15 protein-coding genes are annotated in these 25057 nt (G+C 33.0%); 8 read left to right on the forward strand and 7 right to left on the reverse strand.

All coding sequences use genetic code 11. The features are described from left to right. The first annotated feature begins 110 nt into the window (after positions 1-110). The 8 genes from AAGV28_RS07715 (at position 111) to AAGV28_RS07750 (ending at position 15088) form a co-directional block, all read left to right on the forward strand. Entirely contained in the window at positions 111-2858 is a 2748-nt protein-coding gene (locus tag AAGV28_RS07715; RefSeq protein ID WP_373406242.1) for a helix-turn-helix and ligand-binding sensor domain-containing protein, read from the forward strand. 244 nt (positions 2859-3102) lie between these two features. Beyond that, positions 3103-6117 (forward strand): SusC/RagA family TonB-linked outer membrane protein, encoded by a 3015-nt coding sequence (locus AAGV28_RS07720; RefSeq protein WP_373406243.1) that lies wholly within the window; start codon positions 3103-3105, stop codon positions 6115-6117. A 4-nt stretch (positions 6118-6121) separates the two neighbouring features. Beyond that, positions 6122-7582: a RagB/SusD family nutrient uptake outer membrane protein gene (locus AAGV28_RS07725; RefSeq protein WP_373406244.1), complete on the forward strand. Its 1461-nt coding sequence runs from the start codon at positions 6122-6124 to the stop codon at positions 7580-7582. Between the two features lie 11 nt (positions 7583-7593). After that, on the forward strand, positions 7594-8538 hold the full coding sequence (locus tag AAGV28_RS07730) for a LamG domain-containing protein (RefSeq protein WP_373406245.1): 945 nt from the start codon (positions 7594-7596) through the stop codon (positions 8536-8538). Positions 8539-8613: 75 nt separating this feature from the next. Next, positions 8614-10002 (forward strand): glucoamylase family protein, encoded by a 1389-nt coding sequence (locus AAGV28_RS07735; RefSeq protein ID WP_373406246.1) that lies wholly within the window; start codon positions 8614-8616, stop codon positions 10000-10002. Between the two features lie 5 nt (positions 10003-10007). Next, a complete protein-coding gene (locus tag AAGV28_RS07740; protein ID WP_373406247.1) occupies positions 10008-10709 on the forward strand; it encodes a carboxylesterase family protein in 702 nt (233 codons plus the stop codon). Between the two features lie 9 nt (positions 10710-10718). Continuing rightward, positions 10719-13019, forward strand: a complete 2301-nt coding sequence (gene bglX, locus AAGV28_RS07745; RefSeq protein WP_373406248.1) for a beta-glucosidase BglX — start codon at positions 10719-10721, stop codon at positions 13017-13019. Positions 13020-13171: 152 nt separating this feature from the next. Continuing rightward, positions 13172-15088: a discoidin domain-containing protein gene (locus tag AAGV28_RS07750; RefSeq protein WP_373406249.1), complete on the forward strand. Its 1917-nt coding sequence runs from the start codon at positions 13172-13174 to the stop codon at positions 15086-15088. Between the two features lie 92 nt (positions 15089-15180). On the opposite strand, the gene AAGV28_RS07755 is transcribed toward AAGV28_RS07750, so the two are convergent. The 7 genes from AAGV28_RS07755 to AAGV28_RS07785 form a co-directional block, all read right to left on the reverse strand. Beyond that, positions 15181-15360: a transposase gene (locus AAGV28_RS07755; protein WP_373406250.1), complete on the reverse strand. Its 180-nt coding sequence runs from the start codon at positions 15358-15360 to the stop codon at positions 15181-15183. Positions 15361-15559: 199 nt separating this feature from the next. Continuing rightward, on the reverse strand, positions 15560-16453 hold the full coding sequence (locus AAGV28_RS07760; protein WP_373406251.1) for a glycerophosphodiester phosphodiesterase family protein: 894 nt from the start codon (positions 16451-16453) through the stop codon (positions 15560-15562). Between the two features lie 18 nt (positions 16454-16471). Beyond that, positions 16472-18049 carry a calcineurin-like phosphoesterase C-terminal domain-containing protein gene (locus tag AAGV28_RS07765; protein ID WP_373406252.1) on the reverse strand — a complete coding sequence of 526 codons (1578 nt, stop codon included), beginning with the start codon at positions 18047-18049 and terminating at the stop codon, positions 16472-16474. Positions 18050-18062: 13 nt separating this feature from the next. After that, complete coding sequence (locus AAGV28_RS07770) at positions 18063-19490, reverse strand: SusD/RagB family nutrient-binding outer membrane lipoprotein (RefSeq protein ID WP_373406253.1); 1428 nt, start codon at positions 19488-19490, stop codon at positions 18063-18065. Positions 19491-19502: 12 nt separating this feature from the next. Next, on the reverse strand, positions 19503-22949 hold the full coding sequence (locus AAGV28_RS07775; protein ID WP_373406254.1) for a SusC/RagA family TonB-linked outer membrane protein: 3447 nt from the start codon (positions 22947-22949) through the stop codon (positions 19503-19505). A 76-nt stretch (positions 22950-23025) separates the two neighbouring features. After that, entirely contained in the window at positions 23026-23955 is a 930-nt protein-coding gene (locus AAGV28_RS07780) for a FecR family protein (RefSeq protein ID WP_373406255.1), read from the reverse strand. A 100-nt stretch (positions 23956-24055) separates the two neighbouring features. Beyond that, positions 24056-24613 (reverse strand): RNA polymerase sigma-70 factor, encoded by a 558-nt coding sequence (locus tag AAGV28_RS07785; protein WP_373406256.1) that lies wholly within the window; start codon positions 24611-24613, stop codon positions 24056-24058. Positions 24614-25057 lie beyond the last annotated feature (444 nt).

The raw sequence follows: 25057 nt of genomic DNA on the forward strand, positions 1-25057 counted from the left end.
CATCAGGAACACAAGTAGAAAGTTAGAATACAACTTCAAATACTGTTGTAGCAAAATGAACTCTACTTCTAAAAACTTAATAAAAATAACAATCATATTATTTTTACAAAATGCTCAAAACAAAAACATTAATACTCATCTTAATTATAATTCAAAATTATTGTTCGTATTCCCAAAAAATACTCCCATTTGTTGAAAACTATAATAAATCAAATTATCAGGGTGATAATCAAATTTGGAATGTTGTACAAGGAAATGACAAGGCAATGTATTTTGCTAATAATCATTATTTATTGCGATATGACGGAGTGATATGGGAAAAACACACACTTCCTAATAAAACTATCATTCGTTCGATCATGGTTGAAGGTGATAAAATTTACTCCGGATCTTATAAAGAATTTGGTTACTGGCAAAGAAAAGAGGGTAAGATGCATTATGTATCAATTTCCCAAAAACTGCAGTTATTTGATGAAAAAGATAATGAAGAAATTTGGAAAATTTTCAAGTTTAAAGGAGCTATTTATTTTCAATCCTTCAATGGTATTTTTATTTATAATGGTAAAAAAATACACAAAATTATATTCCCATTTTTAATATCTTATTGTTTTGTAGTAGATAAAAACCTGTATGTAGCCTCAGTGGAAAAAGGAGTTTTCAAGTTGGATGGTACTAAAATTACTCGTCTAAAAGGATGGGACGTTCTTAAAAACACCGTTGTTCATGGCATTGAAAAACATCAGGAACAAGTATATGTTTTCACTCAGAAAAAGGGGGTTTTTATTAAAGAAAATAACAAACTTAAACCTTGGAATAATCCGTTAAATGAAACATTAAAAACAGCCATTATCAATGTAGCAAAGTTTACGAAAAGCAACCAACTCATTATTGGCACAGGCAATAAAGGAATATATGTTCTTGATTTGAATTCAAATACCTTTAAAAATATAGATAGAGACAATGTCTTGATGAACAACTCCATTTTGAGTATCGGTTTTGACAAAGAGAACGACTTGTGGCTAGGATTAGACAATGGTATTGCTCATGTTGAAATAAATTCTCCAATTTCTATATTTTACGATAATTCCGGAATTTTAGGTTCGGTGTATTCGGTTGCAACCACAAATAAAGGCTATCTGATTGCTTCAAATCATGGAGTTTTTGAATATGAATCAAGCAAATTTAAAATGATTCCCAATACTCAAGGACAAGCATGGAATATTACTAAAATTAATGATAAATATGTTATTGGTCATAATGATGGAACATTCTGTTACGATAAAGGATTATTTTATAAACTAAACAATGTAAAAGGAGGCTGGAATTTATCAAAAAGCAGTATTAACAACATCTATTTTCAGTCCACTTACAGTGGCGTTTTAGTTTATGATAACGCTACTAATTTAAACGAACATAAAATAATTAGAGATGTCCTGAAACCCATAAAATATGTAGCACAAAATAAACAAAACGAAATTTTTGCTGCCGATAATTATCGAGGATTATACCGTGTTTTGTTTGATGACAATTATAAGATACTAAAAACTGAGAACATTACGCAACTAAGCAAGATAAAAAATGATTTTGGAGTCAAAATTTTAGAATTTAGAAAAGAAATTCTCTTCTTGATTAACAGTTCTTGGTACACCTACAATTCATTGACCAATAAGCTAGAAAAAAACCAATTGTTTAATGAAAATTTCAAAAACATTTCGGATGTTATTGCTCTTAACGAAAGTCACTTTATGGTACTGCAAGATGGAATTTTGTATCATATTTATGCAAAGGGTAATAAATTCATTTGGAACATAATTCAAGAAAAATATTACAAAGGAAAATTAATTAATGATAACTTAAAGATTTTTAGAGACCAAAATAATTTTTTATTGAATTTAGATGATGGTTTTATTTCATTTCAATTAAAAAATATAAACAAGCAAAATATAATACTTAAAATAGAAGCTTTTAACGACCAAGGTCTTGTACATGAAAATAATAAAATAGATTTTAATTCCGAATTAAGAATTCATGTGGTTTCAGGAATTTATGGCGCAAGTAAACCCAATTTGTTTTACAAAATTAATGACGCTAAAGATTTTACTCCCGTAATGGATGGTTTGATTGTACTGAACAACTTAAGCAGCGGACTTCATTCAGTTGTGATCTATAAACACGATGGAGTTAGTTATGAGGAGCTTTCTAGTTTTGATTTTAAAGTAGCACAACCCTGGTATTTTTCTTTTGGGATGATACTATTGTATTTTGTTTTAATTGGAATCGTTTTCTTTTTCTATTATAAATGGAACGCATTGCATTACATCCAAAAATTAAATTTACAAGAAGAAGAACTTAAACATCAGAAAAAAATTCTAGAAATGGAATTGAAAGCAGAAAACGAGTTGAACATTCAGGAATATGAAAAACACATTCTGGAACTCGAATTGCAAACCAAATCTTCAGAGGTGGCTGGAAAATCATTATCCATAGCCAAACAGAGTGAAATGATTGATAACATTCAAAAAATTTTAGATTCTGAAAAAGATTTTAACAAACTAAAAAGTGAAATCAAAAAAGCAATTAAAATTAATCAAGTAAACAAACACGAGTGGGAAATCTTCGAAACTAATCTAAATCAAATTCATAATGAATTTATTATTAGTCTATCTAAAAAGTTTCCAAACCTTACTCCAAAGGATATAAAACTATGTGTTTATCTTAAAATGAATCTTTCATCTAAAGAAATTGCACCCTTGATGAATATCTCATTTCGAGGTGTAGAGCTGCATCGTTACCGTTTAAGAAAGAAATTAAGCCTCTCTCAGGAAGAAAACTTGTCTAAGTTTTTACTTAATATATAATTTATCTCATTAATTTTTACAGATATTTTATTTTTAAAGCACTTTTTATAGAGTATTACAACACATCATTACTACATCATAACGATATGTTAAAGCCATTTTAACATATCGTTAAACAACTGTCATACAATAGATTAAATCTTATTTTTTTGATTTTGATGTACTTATGTAGTAGGGCTTCATGATGTACTACAACGTTGTAATTACCTAATTTAGCTCCACTAACTCAAACGATCAAAAACTTATGAGAAATTTTATTTTTAGCTTTTTAGCACTATTACTGTTACCCGCTTATATGTCGGGTCAAGTTATCAAAGGAAAAGTAGTAGATGGTAGTGGATTGGGAATCCCCGGAGCCATTATTATTGCTCAAGACTCCAAAACAAATGTTGATACCGATTTTGACGGAAATTTTACAATCAATGCCAAAATTAATGAAACATTAAAAGTTTCAATGTTAGGTTTTGAAACCGTTTCAATACCGGCTTCTTCGGGATTAATGAATATCGCCTTAAAAGAATCTGAAGATACTAATCTGAAAGAAGTAGTGGTTATTGGGTATGGAACACGAAAAAAAGTGGATAATACTACTGCTATTTCTTCCATTTCTTCAGAAGAAATTAGCAAAACTAAAGTATTGAATGCTTCGCAGGCCATTCAAGGGAAAGCAGCTGGTGTACAAGTAATTTCGTCCGACTTACCAGGAAGCACTCCCTCAGTTGTTATTAGAGGTTTAGGTACCGCATTAGGAGGAAGAACGCCTTTATATGTTGTTGATGGAATGCCAACAGAGAATATCAATAATATTAACACAAATGATATTACTTCCTATGACATTTTAAAAGATGCTTCAGCATTAGCAATTTATGGTACTAGAGCTGCAAACGGGGTTATAATTATTACCACAAAAAAAGGTAAAGGTGATAAAGTTTCTGTAGAAGTAGAAAGTTATGCTGGTATAAGAGAGCCATTAAAAAAAGTAAAAATGGCTGGTAGTAATAAGTATGCACACTATACAAACTCTGCTTTACAGGCTACTACTTTCTCCCAAGATCAACCAATAAATACTGATTGGTTTGATGAAATTACAAGAACTGGTAGTTATGCTCAAAACAACGTTTCTGTTTCAGGAGCCTCTGAAAATATTAAATACTTTTTTAGCTTAGGAAATTATGAAGAAAAAGCAGTTTTAAACGGATTAGATTATGGTCGTACAACTTTTAGAAACAACAATGAATATAAAATTTCTAAGAAACTGACTTTAAATCAAAATTTTAGCTTCACCTCTACAAAATCTACACCTAAACCACTTGGAGCATTTACAAATGCGTACAAACAATCTCCAATTGTCCCAGTTCGTTTTTCTGATGGAAAATATGGAGTATCGAGAGTTGGTCCTGATGGATTTGCCAGTCAAACAGGATCATCATTTAACAACGTTGGTAATCCTGTAGCTCAACTTGACTTTTTTAATGAGCAGCAAAGAAGCCAAACTTTCCAAGGTGGTTTAAAATTAGATTATGAAATTGTAGAATCTTTAAAATTCACATCACAATTTAACGGAGAATTTTATACCTGGAAACAATATAATTATGAAGATACTAAAAACATTTGGCTAGCTGCAAACCCTAACAAAATGAATGGAGATTATGAAAAAGAATTTCCTAATGCAAATATAAATTTACTAACAAAGGGCAGAGAAGAATATTATAATTGGAACCTGTCAAACTATTTAACATATAATAAGGTATTTGCTGAAATTCATGATATTGAAGTAACAGCTGGTATTGAATCTAATGTTAGAGGAGCCAGAGAAAAATTAAATATTGCCAGAAAAAATGTTAATGCAAATCAAAACTACTGGTCTTTAAAAGATGTTGAATATGCTACAAATATTACAAGTTATAAAGATGAAGTTTTTAATGAAGTAAGGCTTGCCTCTTATTTAGGACGTTTTCAATACAAATTGATGGATCGATATTTAGCAACAGGAACCGTTAGACGTGATGGATCTTCTAATTTTGGTAAAGACTATCGTTGGGGTACCTTTCCTGCCTTTGGTTTAGGTTGGATTATTTCAAAAGAAGACTTTCTTATAGATTCTAAAACGATTAATTTATTGAAATTAAGAGGAGGCTGGGGTAAATTAGGAAATCAAAATATACCGCTTAATAGAGCAAGTTATACTTCGGGACAGAATGCCTTTTTGGGCGGTTCAATTTTAAATGAAGGTACAACTATTAACTCTCAAATCGACCCAAGTTTATCATGGGAAATTACAGAAGAAGCTTCCATTGGTTTAGATTTCGAACTTTTAGATCGTAAATTAAAAGGATCTTTTGACTTATACGACAAGAATACGTCGAATGTAATTTTAAACACAAGACCTTACTCTACATCTGGAATTACAAATGTATCACCAGCACACGTAGGTGAAGTTTCAAACAAAGGATATGAGATTTCTCTACGTTGGGACGATAAAATCAGTGAGAATTTTAGTTATTGGGTTGGTGGAAACTTTTCGAATAATAAAAATGAACTTACAGCTTTGAAAAATGTTATTTTATCCCCTGTTATTGGTGGAGGACTAGGTAACGGTCAAAACACCAAATTACTAGATAATACTTCAATAGGTCAACCATTAGGAAGTTTTTATATTTATGAATATGCCGGTTTTGATACTACAAATGGAAAAATGCAATACTTTAATGCCGCAGGCGAAAAAGTGACTCAAGATGCTTTGAATCAAACTACAGACAGAAAATATGTTGGCTCTATTTTACCTAAATCTAATTATGGAGTAACATTAGGACTAGTCTACAAAAACTTTGATTTTTCTGTAGATGGTTACGGAACTAATGGAGCAAAAGTCTATAATGGTAAAAAAGCACAACGTTTTGCAGGTGAAAATATCGAAGAATCTCTGGCAATGGATTTCTGGACATCAAACAATTTGACGGCTTCAAATCCAGCACCATTCAATCAAGTGCCTGTTGCTTCAACTTATTATTTAGAATCGGGAGATTTCTTTAGAATCAATAACATTACAGTAGGATATAAAATACCATTTCAAGAGAATAGTTTTATTAACTCCTGCCGCATTTATTTGAATGCAATTAACCCATTTATTACTCAAAAATTCTCCGGATTTTCTCCTGAATTAAACGGTAATGGTGATCCTTATGGAACACAAGGCGTAGAGTTAGATGCTTATCCAACTTTGAGATCATTTGTAATTGGTGCTAACTTAAAATTTTAATATTATGAAAAAGATATATATAGCAACGTTTGTAGTATCAGCATTCTTTTTTACAGGCTGTGCAGACGAATTTTTAGACGTAAATCAAACAGAATCTGTTTCTACAGATGATATTGAATTATATAACAATGACGCAGGAGCAAGTCAGTTTGTGACCTCAATATATAACAAATTCTTAAATTGGGATATGACTTCATTTGGTTGGATTGGTTTGTCGAGTATCGCCTCAGATGATGCTGATAAGGGATCATCTCCAGGAGACACAGGAACCGACAAAGATGTATTAGATGCTTTGACTTACAATGAATCGAACCCTTCTGTTGAAAGTACCTTTAATGCCAATTATGACGGTATTAACAGATGCAATCAAGCCCTAAATATCCTTCCAAAATTAGACAAAGCAGATGCAAATTTAAGAGCCAGATTAGCTGGAGAAGCCAAGTTTTTAAGAGCTTTTATGTATTTCACCTTAGTTAAATGTTATGGAGGTGTACCAATTGTAGATCATCTGCCAGTTCCAGGTTCAGATGCAGATAGAATAATGCAATTAACCCGCAAAACAGCTGCTGAGGTGTATGCTTTTATCGAAAATGACTTGAATGACGCCATTGCTGCTTTACCAGAAAAATCAGCTTATGGACCAAATGAAAAATCCAGAGCATCAAAAGGTGCTGCATACGCTTTATTAGCAAAAGTAAATTTGTACCAGAAAAAATGGCAAAAAGTTGTTGATAATTGTGATAAAGTTACAGGTTACTCCATTGTTAATGATTATGCTACAATGTTTAGACCTGCTGGAAAATTTGACTCCGAATCTATTTTTGAAATTTATGCCCATGGTACTATACCCGCAAAAGGAATTCAAGGCTATTCTAATACACAGGGTGCACGTGGTACTGGTGGTTGGGGTTGGGGTTTCAATACACCCTCTCTTAGTTTGGTAAATGCTTATGAACCGAATGATGTTAGAAAAGAAGCGACCATTATTTTTAAAGGAACCACTTTGTATGATGGCAGAGTAATTCCAACGACAGTTGAAAATGACCGCTACAATTACAAAGCCTATTCATCTGCTTATACCTCTGCTTGGGAAACCGATGTGGATATTAAATACCTAAGATATGCTGAAGTTCTATTGATGAAAGCAGAAGCTTTAAATGAATTAGAGCAGACAGAAGATGCTATTCCTTTATTGAATGAAATTAGAAAAAGAGCCAATTTAGGTGATACTCCTGCCGTATCCCAAGCGGATGTTAGAATTGCTATTTGGAAAGAAAGAAGAGTGGAAATGGCTTTTGAACATGATAGATTTTTTGATTTGGTTCGAACAGGTCAGGCTAAAGCAGCTTTTACTGTTCATGGAAAAACATTTATCGAAGGAAAACATGAATTATTCCCTATTCCAGCAGCGTTCTTAAAACAAGCAGGAAAATTATCTTCTCAAAATCCTGGTTACCAACCTTAAAAACAATTAAAATGAAAAAAAACAAATCTATTTTCTTACTTTCTCTTGTTTTGGCTACTACAGTTTTTATAAGCTGCGAGGATAGTATAGATAAAGTAAACAGTCCAATTCCGTATGAGTCAATTGGCGGTTACGATAGTTCTGATGATGTTGCAGCAACTCACTTAATTTCAAAATTAAGTTTTGATGGAAATTTAACAGATAGTAAAAATAATATAACAGCTTTTGAAGAAATGAATGTTGCTTATGCAGAAGGTGTCAAAGGAAATGCTTATCGGGGTTCTAGTTCTGTGGCTCGATATGCTATAGGAAATGCTACTGCAAAAATTACTTCTTTAAATGATTACTCTATTTCATTTTGGATGAATACTGCTAATACAGTTCCTGATGGAGGAAGTCCCGGACAAGGAAAAGGAGCTCAGGGTATTTTTTCAATAGTAAGACCAACAGAGTTTTGGGGGGCAATGAATTTATTTTTAGAAAATCCAGATAATGCTAATCCAAACAGACTAAGATTAAAACTTGGTGTAGAGAATGGAAGAACTGGCGTTGTTTGGAAATCACAAAGTATCATTATGAATATTGATAATAGTTTAAATACTTGGGTTCATGTTGTTCTTGCTTATGATTCTAAAACAAGTACGATTTCATGCTATACAAATGGAGCAATAAGTACAAACTTAAGTGGTAATACTTTGTGGTATGCAAATAACCCCGGAGGTGCTGATAATCCAAATAATGCTCCAAAATATGGTGTATTTCAAATGACAGGTACAAATGGAAAAGTGGTTTTTGGAAACCACCAATTTGAAACAACACCTCCTTTAAATAATGGTTCAGATCAAGCATGGGCAACGAGTTATGCAGGATTATTGGACGAGTTTAGAATTTATGATGTAGCACTTGCAAATAATGAAGTTGCTGCTCTTTACAAATTAGAGAAGGACAAAAGATAGCAATTCTTTAACCTACACCTAGAGTAAAATGCTAGGTGTAGTTTTTACTCCATTAATACCCTAAAAACTATAAAAATGAAAATCAGTTTAAATATAATTGTTTTTTTAAGTGTTTTCATGTCGTGTTCCTCTTCTTCACCCGAGGGAGGAAAAAACGGAGGAACACCATTACCAACAAATCCAATTATACCCGTAAAACCATTAACTGATGCTGAAGTACTGGATAAGGTTCAAAAAGATGCCATAAAATATTTTTGGGATTATGCTGAACCCAATTCAAAATTAGGCAGAGAACGCTATCATACCGATAATCCAGGATTTGAAGCCAATAAAGTAACCACAGGAGGTTCTGGTTTTGGGTTAATGTCCCTGATTGTTGGAGTGGAAAGAGGTTTTATCCCGAGAGCCGAAGCCGTAACCCGGATGACCACTGCCATGGATTTTCTCGAAAAAGCAGATCGTTTTCACGGAGCATGGGCACATTGGATGGATGGAAACACAGGAAAAGCCATTACTTTTGGAAATAAAGACGACGGTGGAGATATCGTTGAAACCGCTTTCTTATGCCAAGGGTTGATTGCCGTTCGGGAGTATTTTAAAAACGGTAACACCCAAGAAAAAATATTAGCTGCCAAAGCGGATAATTTATGGAAAGGTGTGGAATGGAGCTGGTACACCAATGGCGAAAACGCAATGTATTGGCATTGGTCACCTACTTATCAATGGGAAATGAAATTCAAATTAGAAGGATACAATGAGTGTTTGATTACTTATGTTTTGGGAGCTGCTTCAACTACACATCCAATTCCCTCTAAAGCTTATCATGAAGCTTGGGCACGCAACGGAACTATTGCAACCGGAAAAACACAGTACGGAATTCCATTAATATTCAAATACAACACCGTTAGCGGAAATGCTGGTCCTTTGTTTTGGGCACAATATTCTTACCTGGGATTAGACCCCAATAGCTTAAAAGACAACTATGCCGATTATGGCGTTTTGACACAAAACCATGCTAAAATTATGGTACAACACAGCATATTGAATCCTAAAGGATGGAAAGGTTACTCTGATAAATGCTGGGGACTCACAGCAAGCTATACCCGAAATGCTGACGGAACAACTGGATATACTGCCCATGACACCGACAATGATTTGGGTGTAATTACTCCCACAGCCGCACTATCCTCTTTTCCCTATACCCCAATTGAGAGCATGAAGTTTCTACATTATTTATACAATGAAAAGAAAAGTACCCATATTGGAATTGCAGGCCCTTATGATGCATTTTCGCCACATTATAATTGGGTTACGCCTCGATATTTGGCTATAGACCAGGGAACGATAGCCCCCATGATTGAGAACTATCGTACCGGTTTATTATGGAAATTATTCATGAATGCCCCCGAGGTAAAACAAGGCTTGTTGAATCTAGGTTTTCATTCTGGAAAATATAATTTTTAAAAAAAATGAAGTATAAAATTTTAGTAGTAGCTCTTTTATTTTCGTTGCATTCCTTTTCACAATCGGATGTCAATGGAAAATTAAAAACCGAGATTGTTGAAAAACACGAATTAAGCTATGCCTTGCACCTACCGGCAAATACCAAAGAAAAAAAGCCTTTGATTATTTTTCTTCATGGATCTGGCGAAAAAGGAACCGATATTGAAAAAGTAAAAGTGCACGGTCCGTTTAAATACTTAAAAACGCATGAATTGGACAGTTATGTTTTGGCTCCTCAATGTCCAGAGAATGAATATTGGAATGAAGAAGTATTGTACCGTTTGATTTTAAAAATCCAAAAGGAAAACAATATTGATAGCAACAGAATTTATCTAACGGGTCTTAGTATGGGAGCTTGGGGCGCTTGGAATCTTGCTTTTGCACATCCGGAAACTTTTGCGGCATTAGTACCCATTGCGGGATTTGTTGACAGAATTCCAATGATTGAGAATTGTAAAATCAAGGACATCCCTACCCGAATTTTTCACGGACTCCTTGATGATGTAGTTCATGTGGATTATTCCATAGCCATTTATAAAAAGTTAAAAAGTTGTAATTCGAATGTTCAACTTACAATTTTTGATGATGCAGCTCATGATAGTTGGTCAAAAGTATATGACAATCCAGACATTTATGACTGGATGTTCAAACAAAATAAAAATAAATAAATAAATAAAATGAAAAAAACATTAATTGTAATTCTCTTAGGTTCAGCTTTCTTAGGATATAGCCAAAAGAAGCAAAATAAAAAAGCAGTTAAAATTCAGCCAAAAACCGAATTTATATCCGAATTATTGTCAAAAATGACTTTGGATGAAAAATTAGGACAATTAAATTTACCAACATCCGGAGATATTACCACTGGTCAATCCACTAGTTCTGATGTGGCAATAAAAATTGCAGAAGGTAAGGTGGGCGGTTTATTTAATATTAAATCAGTACAAAAAATTAGAGAAGCGCAAAAGATTGCAGTCGAAAAAAGCCGCTTGAAAATTCCGTTGATTTTTGGAATGGATGTTATCCACGGATACGAAACCACCTTTCCTATTCCTTTAGGTTTATCTTGTACTTGGGATATGAACTTAATAGAAAGAAGTGCTCAAATTGCAGCTCAGGAAGCAAGTGCCGACGGCATCAACTGGACCTTCTCCCCTATGGTTGATATTTCCCGTGACCCACGCTGGGGAAGAGTTTCTGAAGGTTCAGGAGAAGATCCGTATTTAGGAAGTCAAATTGCCAAAGCTATGGTGAATGGATATCAGCAAAATGACCTTTCAAAAAACAATTCAATTTTATCCTGTGTTAAACACTTTGCATTATACGGCGCTCCCGAAGGCGGACGAGATTACAACACGGTCGACATGAGCCGTATCCGAATGTTTAATGATTATTTCCCTCCTTATAAAGCAGCAGTTGATGCTGGTGTTGGATCGGTTATGGCATCTTTCAATGAAATTGACGGAATTCCAGCCACAGGAAATAAATGGCTAATGACAGATGTTTTAAGAAAACAATGGGGTTTTAAAGGTTTTGTGGTTACCGATTTTACAGGAATTCCTGAAATGATAGCACACGGAATAGGTGATCTTCAAACAGTTTCGGCAATGTCATTAAATGCTGGAGTTGAAATGGATATGGTAGGAGATGGCTTCTTAAGTACTTTGAAAAAATCATTAGACGAGAAAAAAGTAACAATCGAAACAATTGATAATGCCGTTAAATTGATTTTAGAAGCAAAATATGACTTAGGATTATTCCACGATCCGTATAAATATTGTGATGATAAAAGAGCTAAAACAGAAATTTTTACAGCAGATAACAGAAAAGAAGCACGCCAGATCGCAGCACAATCATTGGTTTTATTAAAAAATCAAAATCAGGTATTACCCCTTAAAAAAACTGGAACTATTGCCCTTATCGGACCATTGGCAGATGCCAAAGAAAACATGCCGGGAACCTGGAGTGTGGCTACAAAAATGGAAAATGCAATTTCGCTTTTGGCAGGAATTAAAGAAGTAGCAGGAAATTCTACCAAAGTTTTATATGCTAAAGGAAGTAATTTAGATTATGATGAAACTTTTGAAACCAATGCAACCATGTTTGGCAAAACCTTAAATCGTGATCCTCGTCCTAAAGAAGAATTAATCGCCGAAGCGTTAAAAGTAGCTGAACAATCTGATATAATTGTTGCGGCATTGGGGGAATCTTCTGAAATGAGTGGGGAATCTAGCAGCCGTACAAACTTAGAAATTCCACAAGCACAGAAAGATTTATTAAACGCATTATTAAAAACTGGAAAACCAGTAGTTTTAGTTTTATTTAATGGACGTCCATTAGTTATAAATGACGAAAATGCTACTGTTCCAGCTATTTTAAATGTTTGGTTTGCAGGTAGTGAAGCTGGTTATGCTATTGCCGATGTCCTATTTGGAGATGTAAATCCTTCAGGAAAATTAACAACAACTTTTCCAAGAAGCGTAGGTCAGATTCCAATTTATTATGCACACAAAAACACAGGAAGACCACTTTCTAATACAGAAGGAAAATTCGAAAAATTCAGATCCAATTATATCGACGAAAGAAACGAACCATTATTTCCATTTGGTTTTGGTTTAAGTTATACCACTTTTGAATATTCAAGCCTGAAAATTTCTTCTGATAAAATGAATTTCAGCGACAAATTAAAAGTAACTGTTGATGTAAGCAATACCGGAAATTTTGACGGAAAAGAAACGGTTCAATTATACATTCGGGATTTAGTTGGCTCAGTAACAAGACCAGTTAAAGAATTAAAAGGTTTCCAAAAAATAACACTTAAAAAAGGCGAAAAGCAAACGGTTACTTTTGAGATCACGGTTGAAGATTTAAAATTTTATAACTCTGATTTACAATCCGTAGCAGAACCTGGACAGTTTGATATTTTCGTAGGAGGAAGTTCAACTGCCGATAAGAAAGTTAGTTTTGAATTAACTAAATAATTTGGTTGGTTAATTAATAATTGCCCTTCGTATTGGTTAACGAAGGGCTTTTTTTAATGACAAAGTTTTGATTTTTTTGCACACAAAGTTTGTCATTCCGTAGGAATCTCAAGATTACGATTTAGTTCTCTAAAAAAATATAAAAGATAAAAATGAAAAAAACATATTCAATTCTGCTTTTACTGTTATTGATTGGTTTTAATTTCAAGACATCAGCACAGAATGAACATGGAAAAACAGACTGGTTCGACCCAAATAAACCCGCAACTACTTATTGTAACCCAATCAATATTGGCTACAATTATACTACTGAAAATCATAATGGTATTCCAGAATCCCGTCGTTCAAGTGCCGATCCTGTTATCATTACTTTTAAGGGGGAATATTATTTATTTGCGACTAATCAGGCTGGTTTTTTTTGGAGTAAGGATCTGTCTGATTGGAAATTTGTATACGGTAGTTTCCAAAGACGACCAGCAGATGATGACCAATGCGCACCAGCTGCCTGGGTAGTAAATGACACCTTATTTTATGTAGGTTCTACCTGGAAAAGAGATCATCCAATATGGAAAACAGCTGATCCAAAATCAGGAAGATGGTTACGACACGTTGACACAGCCCTATTACCAACCTGGGATCCTGCTATTTTTCAGGATGATGATAAAAAAGTGTATATGTACTACGGTTCAAGTGGAAAATTGCCTCTAGTAGGTGTCGAAGTAGATTATAAAACATGGCTTCCAAAAGGAAATCAGGCTGATTATGCAGAATTATATAAAGCTACAGAAGTTGAAGATATTCAAAGACCTTATGGGGAAATAAAGGAAGTGGTTGGTTTAGATCCTACTTCTCATGGATGGGAACGTTTTGGTGCCAACAATGATATGGAACCTGCACCTTGGGGTAACTTTATTGAGGGAGCATGGATGACCAAACACAATGGTAAATATTACATGCAATACGGAGCTCCTGCAACTGAATTTAAGGGCTATGCAAACGGTGTTCATGTTGGCAATCATCCGCTGGGGCCTTTCACATACCAAAAACACAATCCAATGTCCTATAAACCCGGTGGATTTGTAATTGGAGCGGGTCACGGAAACACTTTTGCCGATAATTACGGTAATTATTGGAATACTGGAACTTGTAAAATCTCGATAAAAGATCGTTTTGAGCGTCGAATTGATATGTTTCCCGCAGGATTTGATAAGGATGATGTTATGTATTCTAACACCTCTTATGGCGATTTTCCAATCGTACTTCCAACTCAAAAACGAAATCATGAAAAAGGAGCTTCCTCTGGCTGGATGTTACTTTCGTATAAAAAAACAGTCACAGTTTCTTCTTCAGAAGAATGTATGGAAATTCAAACGCATCGGGTAGACAATGGCGGCAAAAAAGTCTATGAAAAATTCTGTTATGGTGCAGAAAACTTAACAGATGAAAATATTCAAACCTATTGGTCTGCAAAAACAAGAAATCCAGGTGAATGGCTTCAGATCGATTTAGGAAGAAAAATGGAAATCAACGCTTTACAAATTAACTATGCAGATCATAAAGCCACTCAGTACAACAAAGCGATGGATATATATTATCAGTATAAAATTTTCATGTCTGATGATGCTCAAAACTGGACATTGGTAATTGACAAATCGAAAAATGACAAAGACATTCCTCATGATTATGTGGAGTTGATAAAACCAATTAAAGCGCGTTACATAAAAATGGTTAATATCCACAATGCTTCAGGTTTGTTTGCCGTTTCGGATTTCAGGGTTTTTGGTAACGGATTGATGGAGAAACCAAAACCGGTTACCCAATTCAAAGTGAACAGGAATGCCAAGGATTCCAGAAATGCAATGATTTCTTGGAACAAGCATTCTGATGCCATTGGTTATACGATTTATTACGGAATTGCTCCTGATAAATTATACAACAACATAATGGTTTATGAAGATAGTTCTTATGATTTTAGAGGCTTAGACAAAGAAACCAAGTATTATTTTACAATTGAAGCTTTTAATGAAAATGGTGTTAGTGTAAAAAATAAAATTATCGAAGTAAAATAAAATCATACAAATAACGGTTAAAACTTAATATGGTGTTTTATTACGAAATTAGTCAGTACAAAATTTAATTTTTCTTTGAGTTTTGGGAACGACTAATAAGCATCAAAAGCTAAACATTGGTATTTTTCTCTTCTCCATAAAGTTTCTATCAGAAATAACTCTGGAGAATGCGGTGGCAAAAAGTAAATCAAAACATCTTTTACTTTCCATTTTTCTGTTTTGGACCATTTATTTGATTTATGGATTGGAGAATTATCAAGTTTGTTCCACAAAACGATCCATAACTAATCCATAAAAAAAATGATTAGATACTACTTAAACAGTTGCTAAGAATTAGTCGCAGCTTCGTTGATTTATTTTACGGCTTTTTTTATTTGAAAATTCAGAAAACTCCAATTAAATAGAGTTTATTAAAAAAAACAGTAGTTAACTTAGGTTGACTACTGTTTTTTTTGATACAATCCTCGATAATCAATTCAATATTCGTTCTGGATAATCAGTTATTATTCCGTCAACTTTTAAATCCAGCATTTTTCGAATATCTTTTTTAGTATTGACTGTCCAAGGGATAACCTTAATTTGTTTAGCCCTTAACGAATCTAAAAAATCAGCATTTACCAATTGATAATGGGGACTGTAAATTTGGGGTACAAAAGTCAATTCACTAAGGTTTCTATTTATACCTACTTTAGCAGTTAATAAAGCCACTTTTACGTTTGGGTATTTCTGGTGTACAACATTCAAAATATGTGGATCAAAAGATTGAATATTCATGAAAGATTCAATCTTTTTTTCATGAATGACCTTCATAACTAAATCAACAAATTCTTCAGGTTGGGGCTGACTTATACCGTATTCTTTTTTATCGGATTTAATTTCAATATTGTAAGTGACTCTTTTGTGTTTATTATTAGCAATCCTTTTTTCAACACTATCAATTACTTCTATTAACAATGGCTTATAGGTTTTTAACTTTTTTTGCTGAGGAAAAAGTGCATTTCCTTTTGAACCACTATCAAATTTTTTAATGCTATCGTAATTCATTGTATATAAACTATATGATTTCTCTTTTTCTTTTGCAATAGCAGAACCATCGGGAGTTTGCACATACAATGAAGACATAAAAGCTTCATGAGAAATTACTACTTTTTTATCTTTGGATACCACAACATCCATTTCAATCACATCTACGCCTTTACGAATAGCACTCAAGAAAGCTGGAATTGTATTTTCGGGGAAATTTCCGCGATCCCCCCGATGTCCTTGTATTTCAACATGCTGTTTTACTAATACATTCTCTTTTATTTTACATCCATAAAGAAACATAAAAAACAGTAAAAGAAAACTTATTTTATAACTATTCATTCTTATCCATTTTGATAATTATTTAATGCTATCTATTCGGTAACTTTCAGTTGCCGTATGCGTATTTCCAAACATATCAGTAGCTTTAACCTCCACTTTATGAGTTCCTAATTCTAGATTTGCTGGTATTTTACCTTTCCAAACATGGGTACTAATTGAAGGATCAGAAGATCTTCTTCCAGGCATTAATTTCTCAGACAAATCCCATTCATATACTAATTCTACATAAGAAGGATCTGCTTCAATAACACGTTCCATATTTTTCCATTCTCCGTTATCAACTCGGTAAACCAATTGATCATTTTCACTTCCCATAAAAAAATTGGCATATAAAGAAGATTTAGTACTCTTACCTTGGGCTACAACCTTTGGTAAAAAAAGATTCATTTGATGCTCTTTTTCTTTTCCTGCCGCTTTATATGCAACATTATAGGTAGTGCCTTTGAAATGGATAAAAGCATAACCTTTTGGTGTTCCGTCTCTCATTACAGCAATTGGAATTCCTTTTTCGTCTAATTTACCAGAATACCAATCGCCTGAAGTTGTCCCCACATTATAATGATGATGCGGTTTATCTTGCAACCAGCCTTGTTCTTTGCCTAAAAAATCCTGACGCTGCAAATGCGTATGTGCAGACAAAGACAAGGTATTAGGAAAGTCTTTTAACAAAGAAAATAATTGGTTCCTATCAGAATCTCTAAACGAATCATCGTTAGTGTCAGGCTCACTTATTGGAATATGGAAAGCCAATACTATCAAGTTGTTTTTAGGCACAAATTGCAAATCATTTTCTATAAATTGTAATTGTTCAGGAGTAAATCCGCCCCAATATCCTTTGCTGTCTCTTGGATCTGGATAAAGAACATCATCCATGACAATAAAATGTACTTTGCCATAATTGAAAGCATAGTTAGCAGGACCAAAATGGGCTTCATAAGTCTCATCAGCTAAATCATCACGGGTAGCGTCAAAATTAAGGTCATGGTTTCCTAAAAGATTATACCATGGAATGCCTACTTTTTTTACCGCTTGAATATAAGGATTAAACAAACTCAAATCATTTCCTACCAAATCTCCCATGCTCAAACCAAATGAAACGTTATTAATTCCTTCAACTTCGGCAACAATTCCTCTGTAGAAATAATCAATTTCTTCTAAATTATAAGGTTGTGGATCTCCAAAAATAAGAGCGGTAAAATCTTCTTCTTCCTTTTGAGGAATCAATCCAAAATCGACTGATTTGGGTAATTTACCAGTAGGTTGAACGCCTTCAAATTTCATTTTTGGAGAACCCGAAGGTTTGTGGATGTAAAAAAATTGAGGTTTGTTATTCTCATCCGTTTGAACTTTATAATCTGATGGCTTGATTATTGAAATAATAGCATCATTTTTAAGAGGCAACTCATATTGACCTTTATTATCCGAAAGCACTACGGCAACACCGTTACTAACAGCAACGTTAGCAATTCCTTTTTCATTTTTTTCTTTTTTTCCGTTTCCATTAGCATCTTCGAAAACAAAACCTTTTACCGTATTTTGAGCAGAAACAGCTAGTGTAAAAAGCAGTATGATACTGCTAATCAGTATTTTTTTCATTTTCATAATTTATTTAATTATCCCACCAAACTTTAGTATTAATAGTGTCTTCTCCTATCATTTTTACAGCTTCATTATAATTGTCTACATTGTACAATTGCTGGTCTGTAGGGAAAGTAAATCGGGAAGGCATGATGCCATTATTTCCCATTGCAGAAGTTGTAGGCAGAACAGGAAAACCAGTTCTACGGTATTCAAACCATTGTTGATAATCTGTAAAATACAGCGCATAGTATTTTTGCAACATTATTTGTTCTAATGTTCCTTTGTATTGTACAATTGGGTTATCAAAATAATTGGTAGGAATAATTGCTTTTAATTGTTCCATAGCCGCTTTAATTCCGTTTTTATAGTGAGATTCAGGATTAACAATATAACCACGTTGCCCCATCTCAGCCTTAATAAATTCGACCTCAGCATAAGTTAATAAAAATATCCGCATTGGATTCACTACTTGTGCTTGCAATAAACCAGAGGCATTATATTTAAATTGAGAGTCAGCACCTTCATAACCACTTGGAATACCTACATATCCAATACTCTTATTTTGTAAATCTCTTGCAACTGTAGCTATAATATTCCTTCTAGGATCATTAAAACTATTAAGATTATCTATGAAAAAAGAAGCCATCTTAGCTCCTAATGGAAAATCTTGAGGTCTTCCCCATGGTGATACATTAGGCGTAACTCCAGTAACTTGTAAAATTGCCGACTCTGCAGTAGTAGTGAAAACAGGATACTTTAAAGGATCTTCTATCATTGTTTTTAACTTATTGAAAGCATTAGTTTCTGCTCTGTTTGAAATCCTTAGCAACAACCTCATGTGAAGAGAATTAGTGAATTTCCTCCACTTACTTACATCATTACCAAACAAAATATCTTGAAAATAGATCATCGCTCTTGCATCATACATCGCATTTGCTTTCTCTAAATCTGATAAAATGGTTTCATAAATAAACTCTTGAGTATCGTATTTTGGATATAAAATACCATCTTCAGCTCTTACTGCTTGAGTCATTGGAACGGGTCCAAACAAATCAGTAAGATTAGAATAAACAAGAGCATTAAGAGTTAATGAAATGGCTTCATAATTTGCATCACCTGCTTTTTGTGCCGCTATTCGCATTTCATTAATATTAGCCAAATATTTATAGTAAGTATTCCAAGAAGAATTTCCTATATTAGGACTAACATCGTAGCGGTGTAAACCTCCTGAAACACTTGGAAACGGAAGAGAAACTTGCATTAAATCAAATGTTACACCGGCGCTTCTGGTTGCATTATGTGAAGCAATACCATAAATTATCGGATTCAACAGTGTTCCTGGACTAATGACCGAAATTCTATTAGGATCATCATTAACATCTTTAAAATCGCTTGAACACGCATTAAGTATAAAAACTAATGCTAAAGCTGTTACTAAATAGTGTATTTTTTTCATTATCATTTTAGATTAGAAATTTACTTTTAAATTAAAACCATAGCTTGCAGGTGAAGGCATTTGTCCCATTTCAAGACCCGGCAAAATAGTATCTCCATTTAGAGCCCCTGCTTCTGGATCATAAATTGGAAAATCACTTATCATAGCCAAATCTCTTCCAAAAACAGAAAATTGAACAGATTCCAAGCTAGTCCTTTTCAACCAATTTTTAGGAAAATTGTACTGTAAACTTACTTCACGTAACTTGGCAAAAGAAGCATCAAATGAATTTGATTCCACATTTGCTCTACGGTAATAACGTGTATACCAATCTGGAGTGACTGCTTTTACAGTATTTGGAGAATAAGTACCATCGTTATTTGCGACTACTCCATCTCCAATTATGAATCCATCTTCTCTACCCATATAAGTGGAGGTAATTTTTCCTTGTTCTGCCAGTTTATGATGCGTTTGCGAATAAATGATACCACCATATTGACCGTCTATGGTAACGCCCATTGTAAAGTTTCCAATTGTAAAATTATTTACAAAACCATCTCTCCAGTCGGGACTTGCATCACCTATATATTGGATTTCTGTTGGATAAGCTGGTAATCCCGCTGCATCATAAACAATTTCACCTTCTGGTGATCTAACAAATCCAAAACCGTAGATTGCTGTAGCACTCCCTCCTACTTTTGCAATAATTGATGCTGAACCACCTTCGCCAATTATCTGCTGACCATTTATACCTTCAGGTAAATTCATTACTTTATTCCAATTGCGAGACCAATTAAATGAAGTCTTCCATTTGAAATTTTTACCGTCAACTATTTTTCCTCCAAAGATCAACTCTATACCACGATTCCCAACTTCTCCAGCGTTTAAAATTGCATCGCTATATCCTACACTCCAGTCTAGTGGAACTTTAATAATTTGGTTTTTAGTTCTACTTTCATAAACTGTTGCGTCAAAATTGAATCTTTTATTTAACATCAAAAGTTCAAAACCTGTTTCAAAACTAGTAGTGATCTCGGGTTTAAAATTTTCATTGTATAGCAACGATGGTAATATTGCAGAACTTGCAAAAGTGTTTTGATCGTAATATTTTTTTGTTCTGTACGGTTCCGTATCATTACCTACTTCAGCAAATGAAAATCTATACTTTAAAAAATCAATACTTTTAGGCAAGTCAACCATTTCAGATACTATCAAACTAGTATTTACCGAAGGATAGAAAAATGAATTATTTGCTTCAGGAAGCGTACTCGACTTATCGTTTCTACCAGTTATATCTAAAAATAATACATCTTTATACGAAAGAGAAACCAATCCATACAAACTATTCACTTTTTTATATCGGTCTCCTACAGAAACATTTGGCATATTAATACCATTAGAAAGCTTGTACACATTGGGAACTACAAGTCCTTCCACACTGGCGCTTAAACTTTTATACTTATAATTTAATGCGTTTCCACCAAATGAAGCAGAAAGAGAGAATGCTTCGCTAAATTTCTTTTTATAAGTCAATAAAAAATCATAATTAGTTTCCATTTTTGATACATCCTGCCTGCTAAAAAATCCTTTCGCATATCGATTGATACTATAAGGTCTATGTTGTTCTCTGTTTTGAGTATAGGTATTCAAAGAAGAACGCAGCATTAAATTCAAATTTGGAGAAAAATCAATTGTAGCTGATAAATTACCTACTATTTGATTGCTTTCTAATGAATTAGTCGCTTTATAAGCAATAAGATAAGGGTTATCTATAAAAGAACTAAAAGGATGAAGTTGATTGATATTTTCTTCTCCTTTTTCCCAAATTGGTTTGTACCAATCTAAAGGAATATTAGGTTGTTGAAAAATCATAAAATAAGCAATCGAGCCATTGTTATATCCTGTGGAAGGCAAATTATCGCTACTTCTATCATTAAAGTTTACAGAACTATTTAATTTTATTTTATCCGAAATTTGATAGTTTGCATTTACTGCTGCAGTAATACGCTCAAAACCAGTATTAGGCATTATCCATTCGTTTTTTGAATGTCCAAACGAAGCACGCATGGAGCCCTTTTTATCTCCGCCTTGTAAGGAAACATTGTTATTTATTGTAAAACCAGTTCTCCAAAAATCTTTACGACTGTCTTTGTAAGGTTTCCATAATTGTCTCTCAGCAGATTGACTTTCAGTTGTAGGATCGTATTGATAAAAATATTGTCCTTCAAATGCAGGTCCCCATGCCGCACTCGTACTTCCTGTGCTTGTTCCATCTTCTGAACTACCATAGGAATAATAAGGATTTCCTGCTGCATTAAATGATCTTCCTGTTCCCTGACCATATTTGTATTGGTAATCCGGCCATCTCTGGATAACATCAAAAGTTACACCTGAATTAAATGTAATCCCTAAACCCTTTGCTTTTTTACCCGATTTAGTCGTGATAATCAAAGCACCATTAGCAGCACGATTTCCATAAAGTGCTGTTGCTCCAGCTCCTTTTAAAACCGTTACACTTTCTATGTCATCTAAGTTTAAATCTGAAATTCCATTTCCGTAGTCAATTGGGGAATCCTGTCCCATATAAGCACTTGTTGAACCAGCAGAAGTCATTTCAGTATTCATGGGCACACCATCAACAACAATAAGTGCATAATTCCCTTTTGGGTCTAATGAATTATTTCCTCTCAAAGTAATTTGTTGCGAATTTAAAGGTCCTGAACCCGTAGAAATTATATTTAATCCCGCTACTTTTCCTTTTAATCCCGAAGACCAATTATTAGGTGTAGTTTGTGCTAAACTTTCGGATTTTATAGTCTCTTGCTTAAAACCTAAACGTTTTTCTTCTCGCTTAATTCCTAGCGCGGTAACAACAACTTCATTGAGTTCTTTAGAATCCATTTTTAAGGTTACTTTCACCACTGCTAATCCAGCTGTTTTAATTTCCTTTGTTTCAAATCCAATGAAAGAAATCTCTAAAATTGCATTTGGATTAATAACAGATAAATTAAAATTTCCATCAATATCTGTTATACCACTATTTTTAGTGCCTTTCTCTATAATAGAAACTCCTGGCAAAGGCATTCCTTGCTCATCTACAACAGTTCCTTTAATTGTTTTTTGTTGCTGATTAGGCTTAATAACACTTATTGTATTGTTTATTTTTTTGAACTTGAATCCCGTTTTATTCGAGATTAATTTTAGCACATTATCAACAGTTTCTTCTTGTGTTTTAATCGAAATATGTTGAGAAGTATGTGTTATTTGCTCGTCAAAAACAAATGTCAATGTGCTTCTTTGTTCAATAGCATCGAAAACTTCTTTAATTGTGGCATTTTTAATGTCTAACGAAATTTTTATTTCCTTTAGAGAAGATATTGCTGTTGAAGCAAATAGAGGAGTTAAGATAAAGAAAGTGAAAAATAAATGGAAACACTTTTTCTTTAATAACTGATTTAAAAATTGTAATATTGTTATCATTAGTATGGGCTATAATTTTTTTGTAGTCATTTAATTAAAACCTGTTTCTGTTGCAACCAGAAACGGGTTTGTTTTTTTAATAATTCGTTGTATCTCTTCTTATAATAATTTGATTTTTAGTTAAATAATCGATTTTTAATTTCTTAACAAAAGCAATACTTGCTAATATATTTTCTAATTTTTCTTCGTTAAATTTTCCAGATATAATTAATTTTTCTAATTCATTATCTTCAAAATCAATCGTAACATTATAGCTGTTTTCTAAAATTTTTGCAATTTCGCCTAATGTTGTCTGCTCTAAAACTATATTATTTTTTGTCCAAGCTATTTTCTCTACGCTTTTTGCCTTTGTGACATGAAAAGCTGAATTAACAAAATCGGCATGTTGATTTTTAGTCAGCATTACACTTTTCCCTGAATTAGATTTAAGATTCACTATTCCTGTGAGCACACTTACTTTTGTTGGACTTTTAGCATACGAATTGATATTGAAAGAAGTCCCTAATACCTCTAAAGTCATATCCTGCATTGTCACGATAAATGGCTTTTTAGGATTCCTTTTGACTTTAAAATATGCTTCGCCAGTAAGTTTAATGCTTCTCGTATTTCCAAATTTTTCAGGATAAGAAAGAGTACTATTTCTATTTAAAACCACAATACTTCCATCTTGTAAAATGATTTCTTTCTTCTCTACACTATTTGTTATTTGGATAATTTCTTTTGGTGTAGCGAATTGTTTTATTAGAAAACTAATTCCTAAAAAAAGAACGGCAATAGCGGCAACTTGCAGTATTCTTAATCTAAAAGTTTTTTTAGTAGATTTAATTGTTTGAGCATCTATTGCACGGGATATTCTCTCCCTTTTCTTATTGGAAAGCAACACTACATCTGCACTTTGGCTTTTTTGCATTTCATTAAAAAATGCTTCTACAATACTTCTCTCCTGATCATTACACTGATTTTCGGAGTATTTCTTTGCAATGATTTTAAATTGTTCTTTGTTCAAAATAATATGATTTTAACTATAAGTCACATTTTATAGAACAAACAAGTAGTGGATTTTCTAGTCTTAACTTTTTCTTAAAACAAGAACTAATCTGATTACATTAAAGAAACATTTGGTGCAAATGAGAAGCAATTGTCGAACGAAGACTCTTTAAAGCATTACTAATATGCTTTTCGACAGTATGGATGGAAAGGTTCAGTTTTGTTGCAATTTCCTGATTGGAAAAATCTTCAAACCTACTCATCATAAATACTTCTTTGCATTTAGGAGAAAGTTCGTTTACGTGAGTCATGATTTCTTTTTCGAAATCTTTATACTCGATATCATTAACTGTAGTGGCGGAAGAACCTATATTATCTAAAACATCAATATGTTCTTTTGTAAATTTTAAATCTCGAATATGATTGGCTATTTTGTATTTAACGGCTCTAAAAAGGTAGGATTCTAAATTTAATATTGTTGCTGTTGCTATATTTTTCCATAAACTGATAAAGATTTCCTGAACTATATCTTCACAAACTTCCTCTTCTTTAAAAATATTATAGGCATAAGTATATAATCTTTTCCAATACCTATCAAAAATCACTTCAAAAGCAAATCTATTTCCCTTTTGAAGCAAGTTTTGTAGCTCTCCATCTGACATTGATTTAAAATCCATTTTCATAGCAACAAATGAAAACAATCTTTTGTGATGCCTCTAATTATTGATTTTAAGTTTCTGTTAACTCTGAATCATCTTATTACAGAAAAGTAATACGCATAATTAGTAAAGTAATTAATAGATTATTAAATTAAACCAAACTCCTCCTTATCGTTTCTTTATTTAAAATTCTCTAATTAATAAATTACAAAATCAAATGATATATTGAAAAATTAAGTGTCTCTAATATACTCTTTTCAACAGGAATAATATCTTCATTTGTAATTAGATAATCATACAAAACCATAAACAACTATAAAACAATTAATACCAAACCTAAATACAACATAGTTTAAACGGTAAATTTTAAATTTTATAGTCTTTTTCTTTTAATATTACCAATCATTTATTTTGAATTCGATCTTTTTTATTAAAATAATTTTAACTCTTCATACTAAATCC

This window comes from Flavobacterium zubiriense (assembly GCF_041729725.1).
GTDB lineage: Bacteria > Bacteroidota > Bacteroidia > Flavobacteriales > Flavobacteriaceae > Flavobacterium > Flavobacterium zubiriense.

What these genes read in the sequence shown, in the direction of transcription:
- AAGV28_RS07715 (WP_373406242.1), top strand. Translation starts at nt 111, where the DNA reads ATGCTCAAAACAAAAACATTAATACTCATCTTAATTATAATTCAAAAT.
- AAGV28_RS07720 (WP_373406243.1), top strand. Translation starts at nt 3,103, where the DNA reads ATGAGAAATTTTATTTTTAGCTTTTTAGCACTATTACTGTTACCCGCT.
- AAGV28_RS07725 (WP_373406244.1), top strand. Translation starts at nt 6,122, where the DNA reads ATGAAAAAGATATATATAGCAACGTTTGTAGTATCAGCATTCTTTTTT.
- AAGV28_RS07730 (WP_373406245.1), top strand. Translation starts at nt 7,594, where the DNA reads ATGAAAAAAAACAAATCTATTTTCTTACTTTCTCTTGTTTTGGCTACT.
- AAGV28_RS07735 (WP_373406246.1), top strand. Translation starts at nt 8,614, where the DNA reads ATGAAAATCAGTTTAAATATAATTGTTTTTTTAAGTGTTTTCATGTCG.
- AAGV28_RS07740 (WP_373406247.1), top strand. Translation starts at nt 10,008, where the DNA reads ATGAAGTATAAAATTTTAGTAGTAGCTCTTTTATTTTCGTTGCATTCC.
- bglX (WP_373406248.1), top strand. Translation starts at nt 10,719, where the DNA reads ATGAAAAAAACATTAATTGTAATTCTCTTAGGTTCAGCTTTCTTAGGA.
- AAGV28_RS07750 (WP_373406249.1), top strand. Translation starts at nt 13,172, where the DNA reads ATGAAAAAAACATATTCAATTCTGCTTTTACTGTTATTGATTGGTTTT.
- AAGV28_RS07760 (WP_373406251.1), bottom strand. Translation starts at nt 16,453, where the DNA reads ATGAATAGTTATAAAATAAGTTTTCTTTTACTGTTTTTTATGTTTCTT.
- AAGV28_RS07765 (WP_373406252.1), bottom strand. Translation starts at nt 18,049, where the DNA reads ATGAAAAAAATACTGATTAGCAGTATCATACTGCTTTTTACACTAGCT.
- AAGV28_RS07770 (WP_373406253.1), bottom strand. Translation starts at nt 19,490, where the DNA reads ATGAAAAAAATACACTATTTAGTAACAGCTTTAGCATTAGTTTTTATA.
- AAGV28_RS07775 (WP_373406254.1), bottom strand. Translation starts at nt 22,949, where the DNA reads ATGATAACAATATTACAATTTTTAAATCAGTTATTAAAGAAAAAGTGT.
- AAGV28_RS07785 (WP_373406256.1), bottom strand. Translation starts at nt 24,613, where the DNA reads ATGGATTTTAAATCAATGTCAGATGGAGAGCTACAAAACTTGCTTCAA.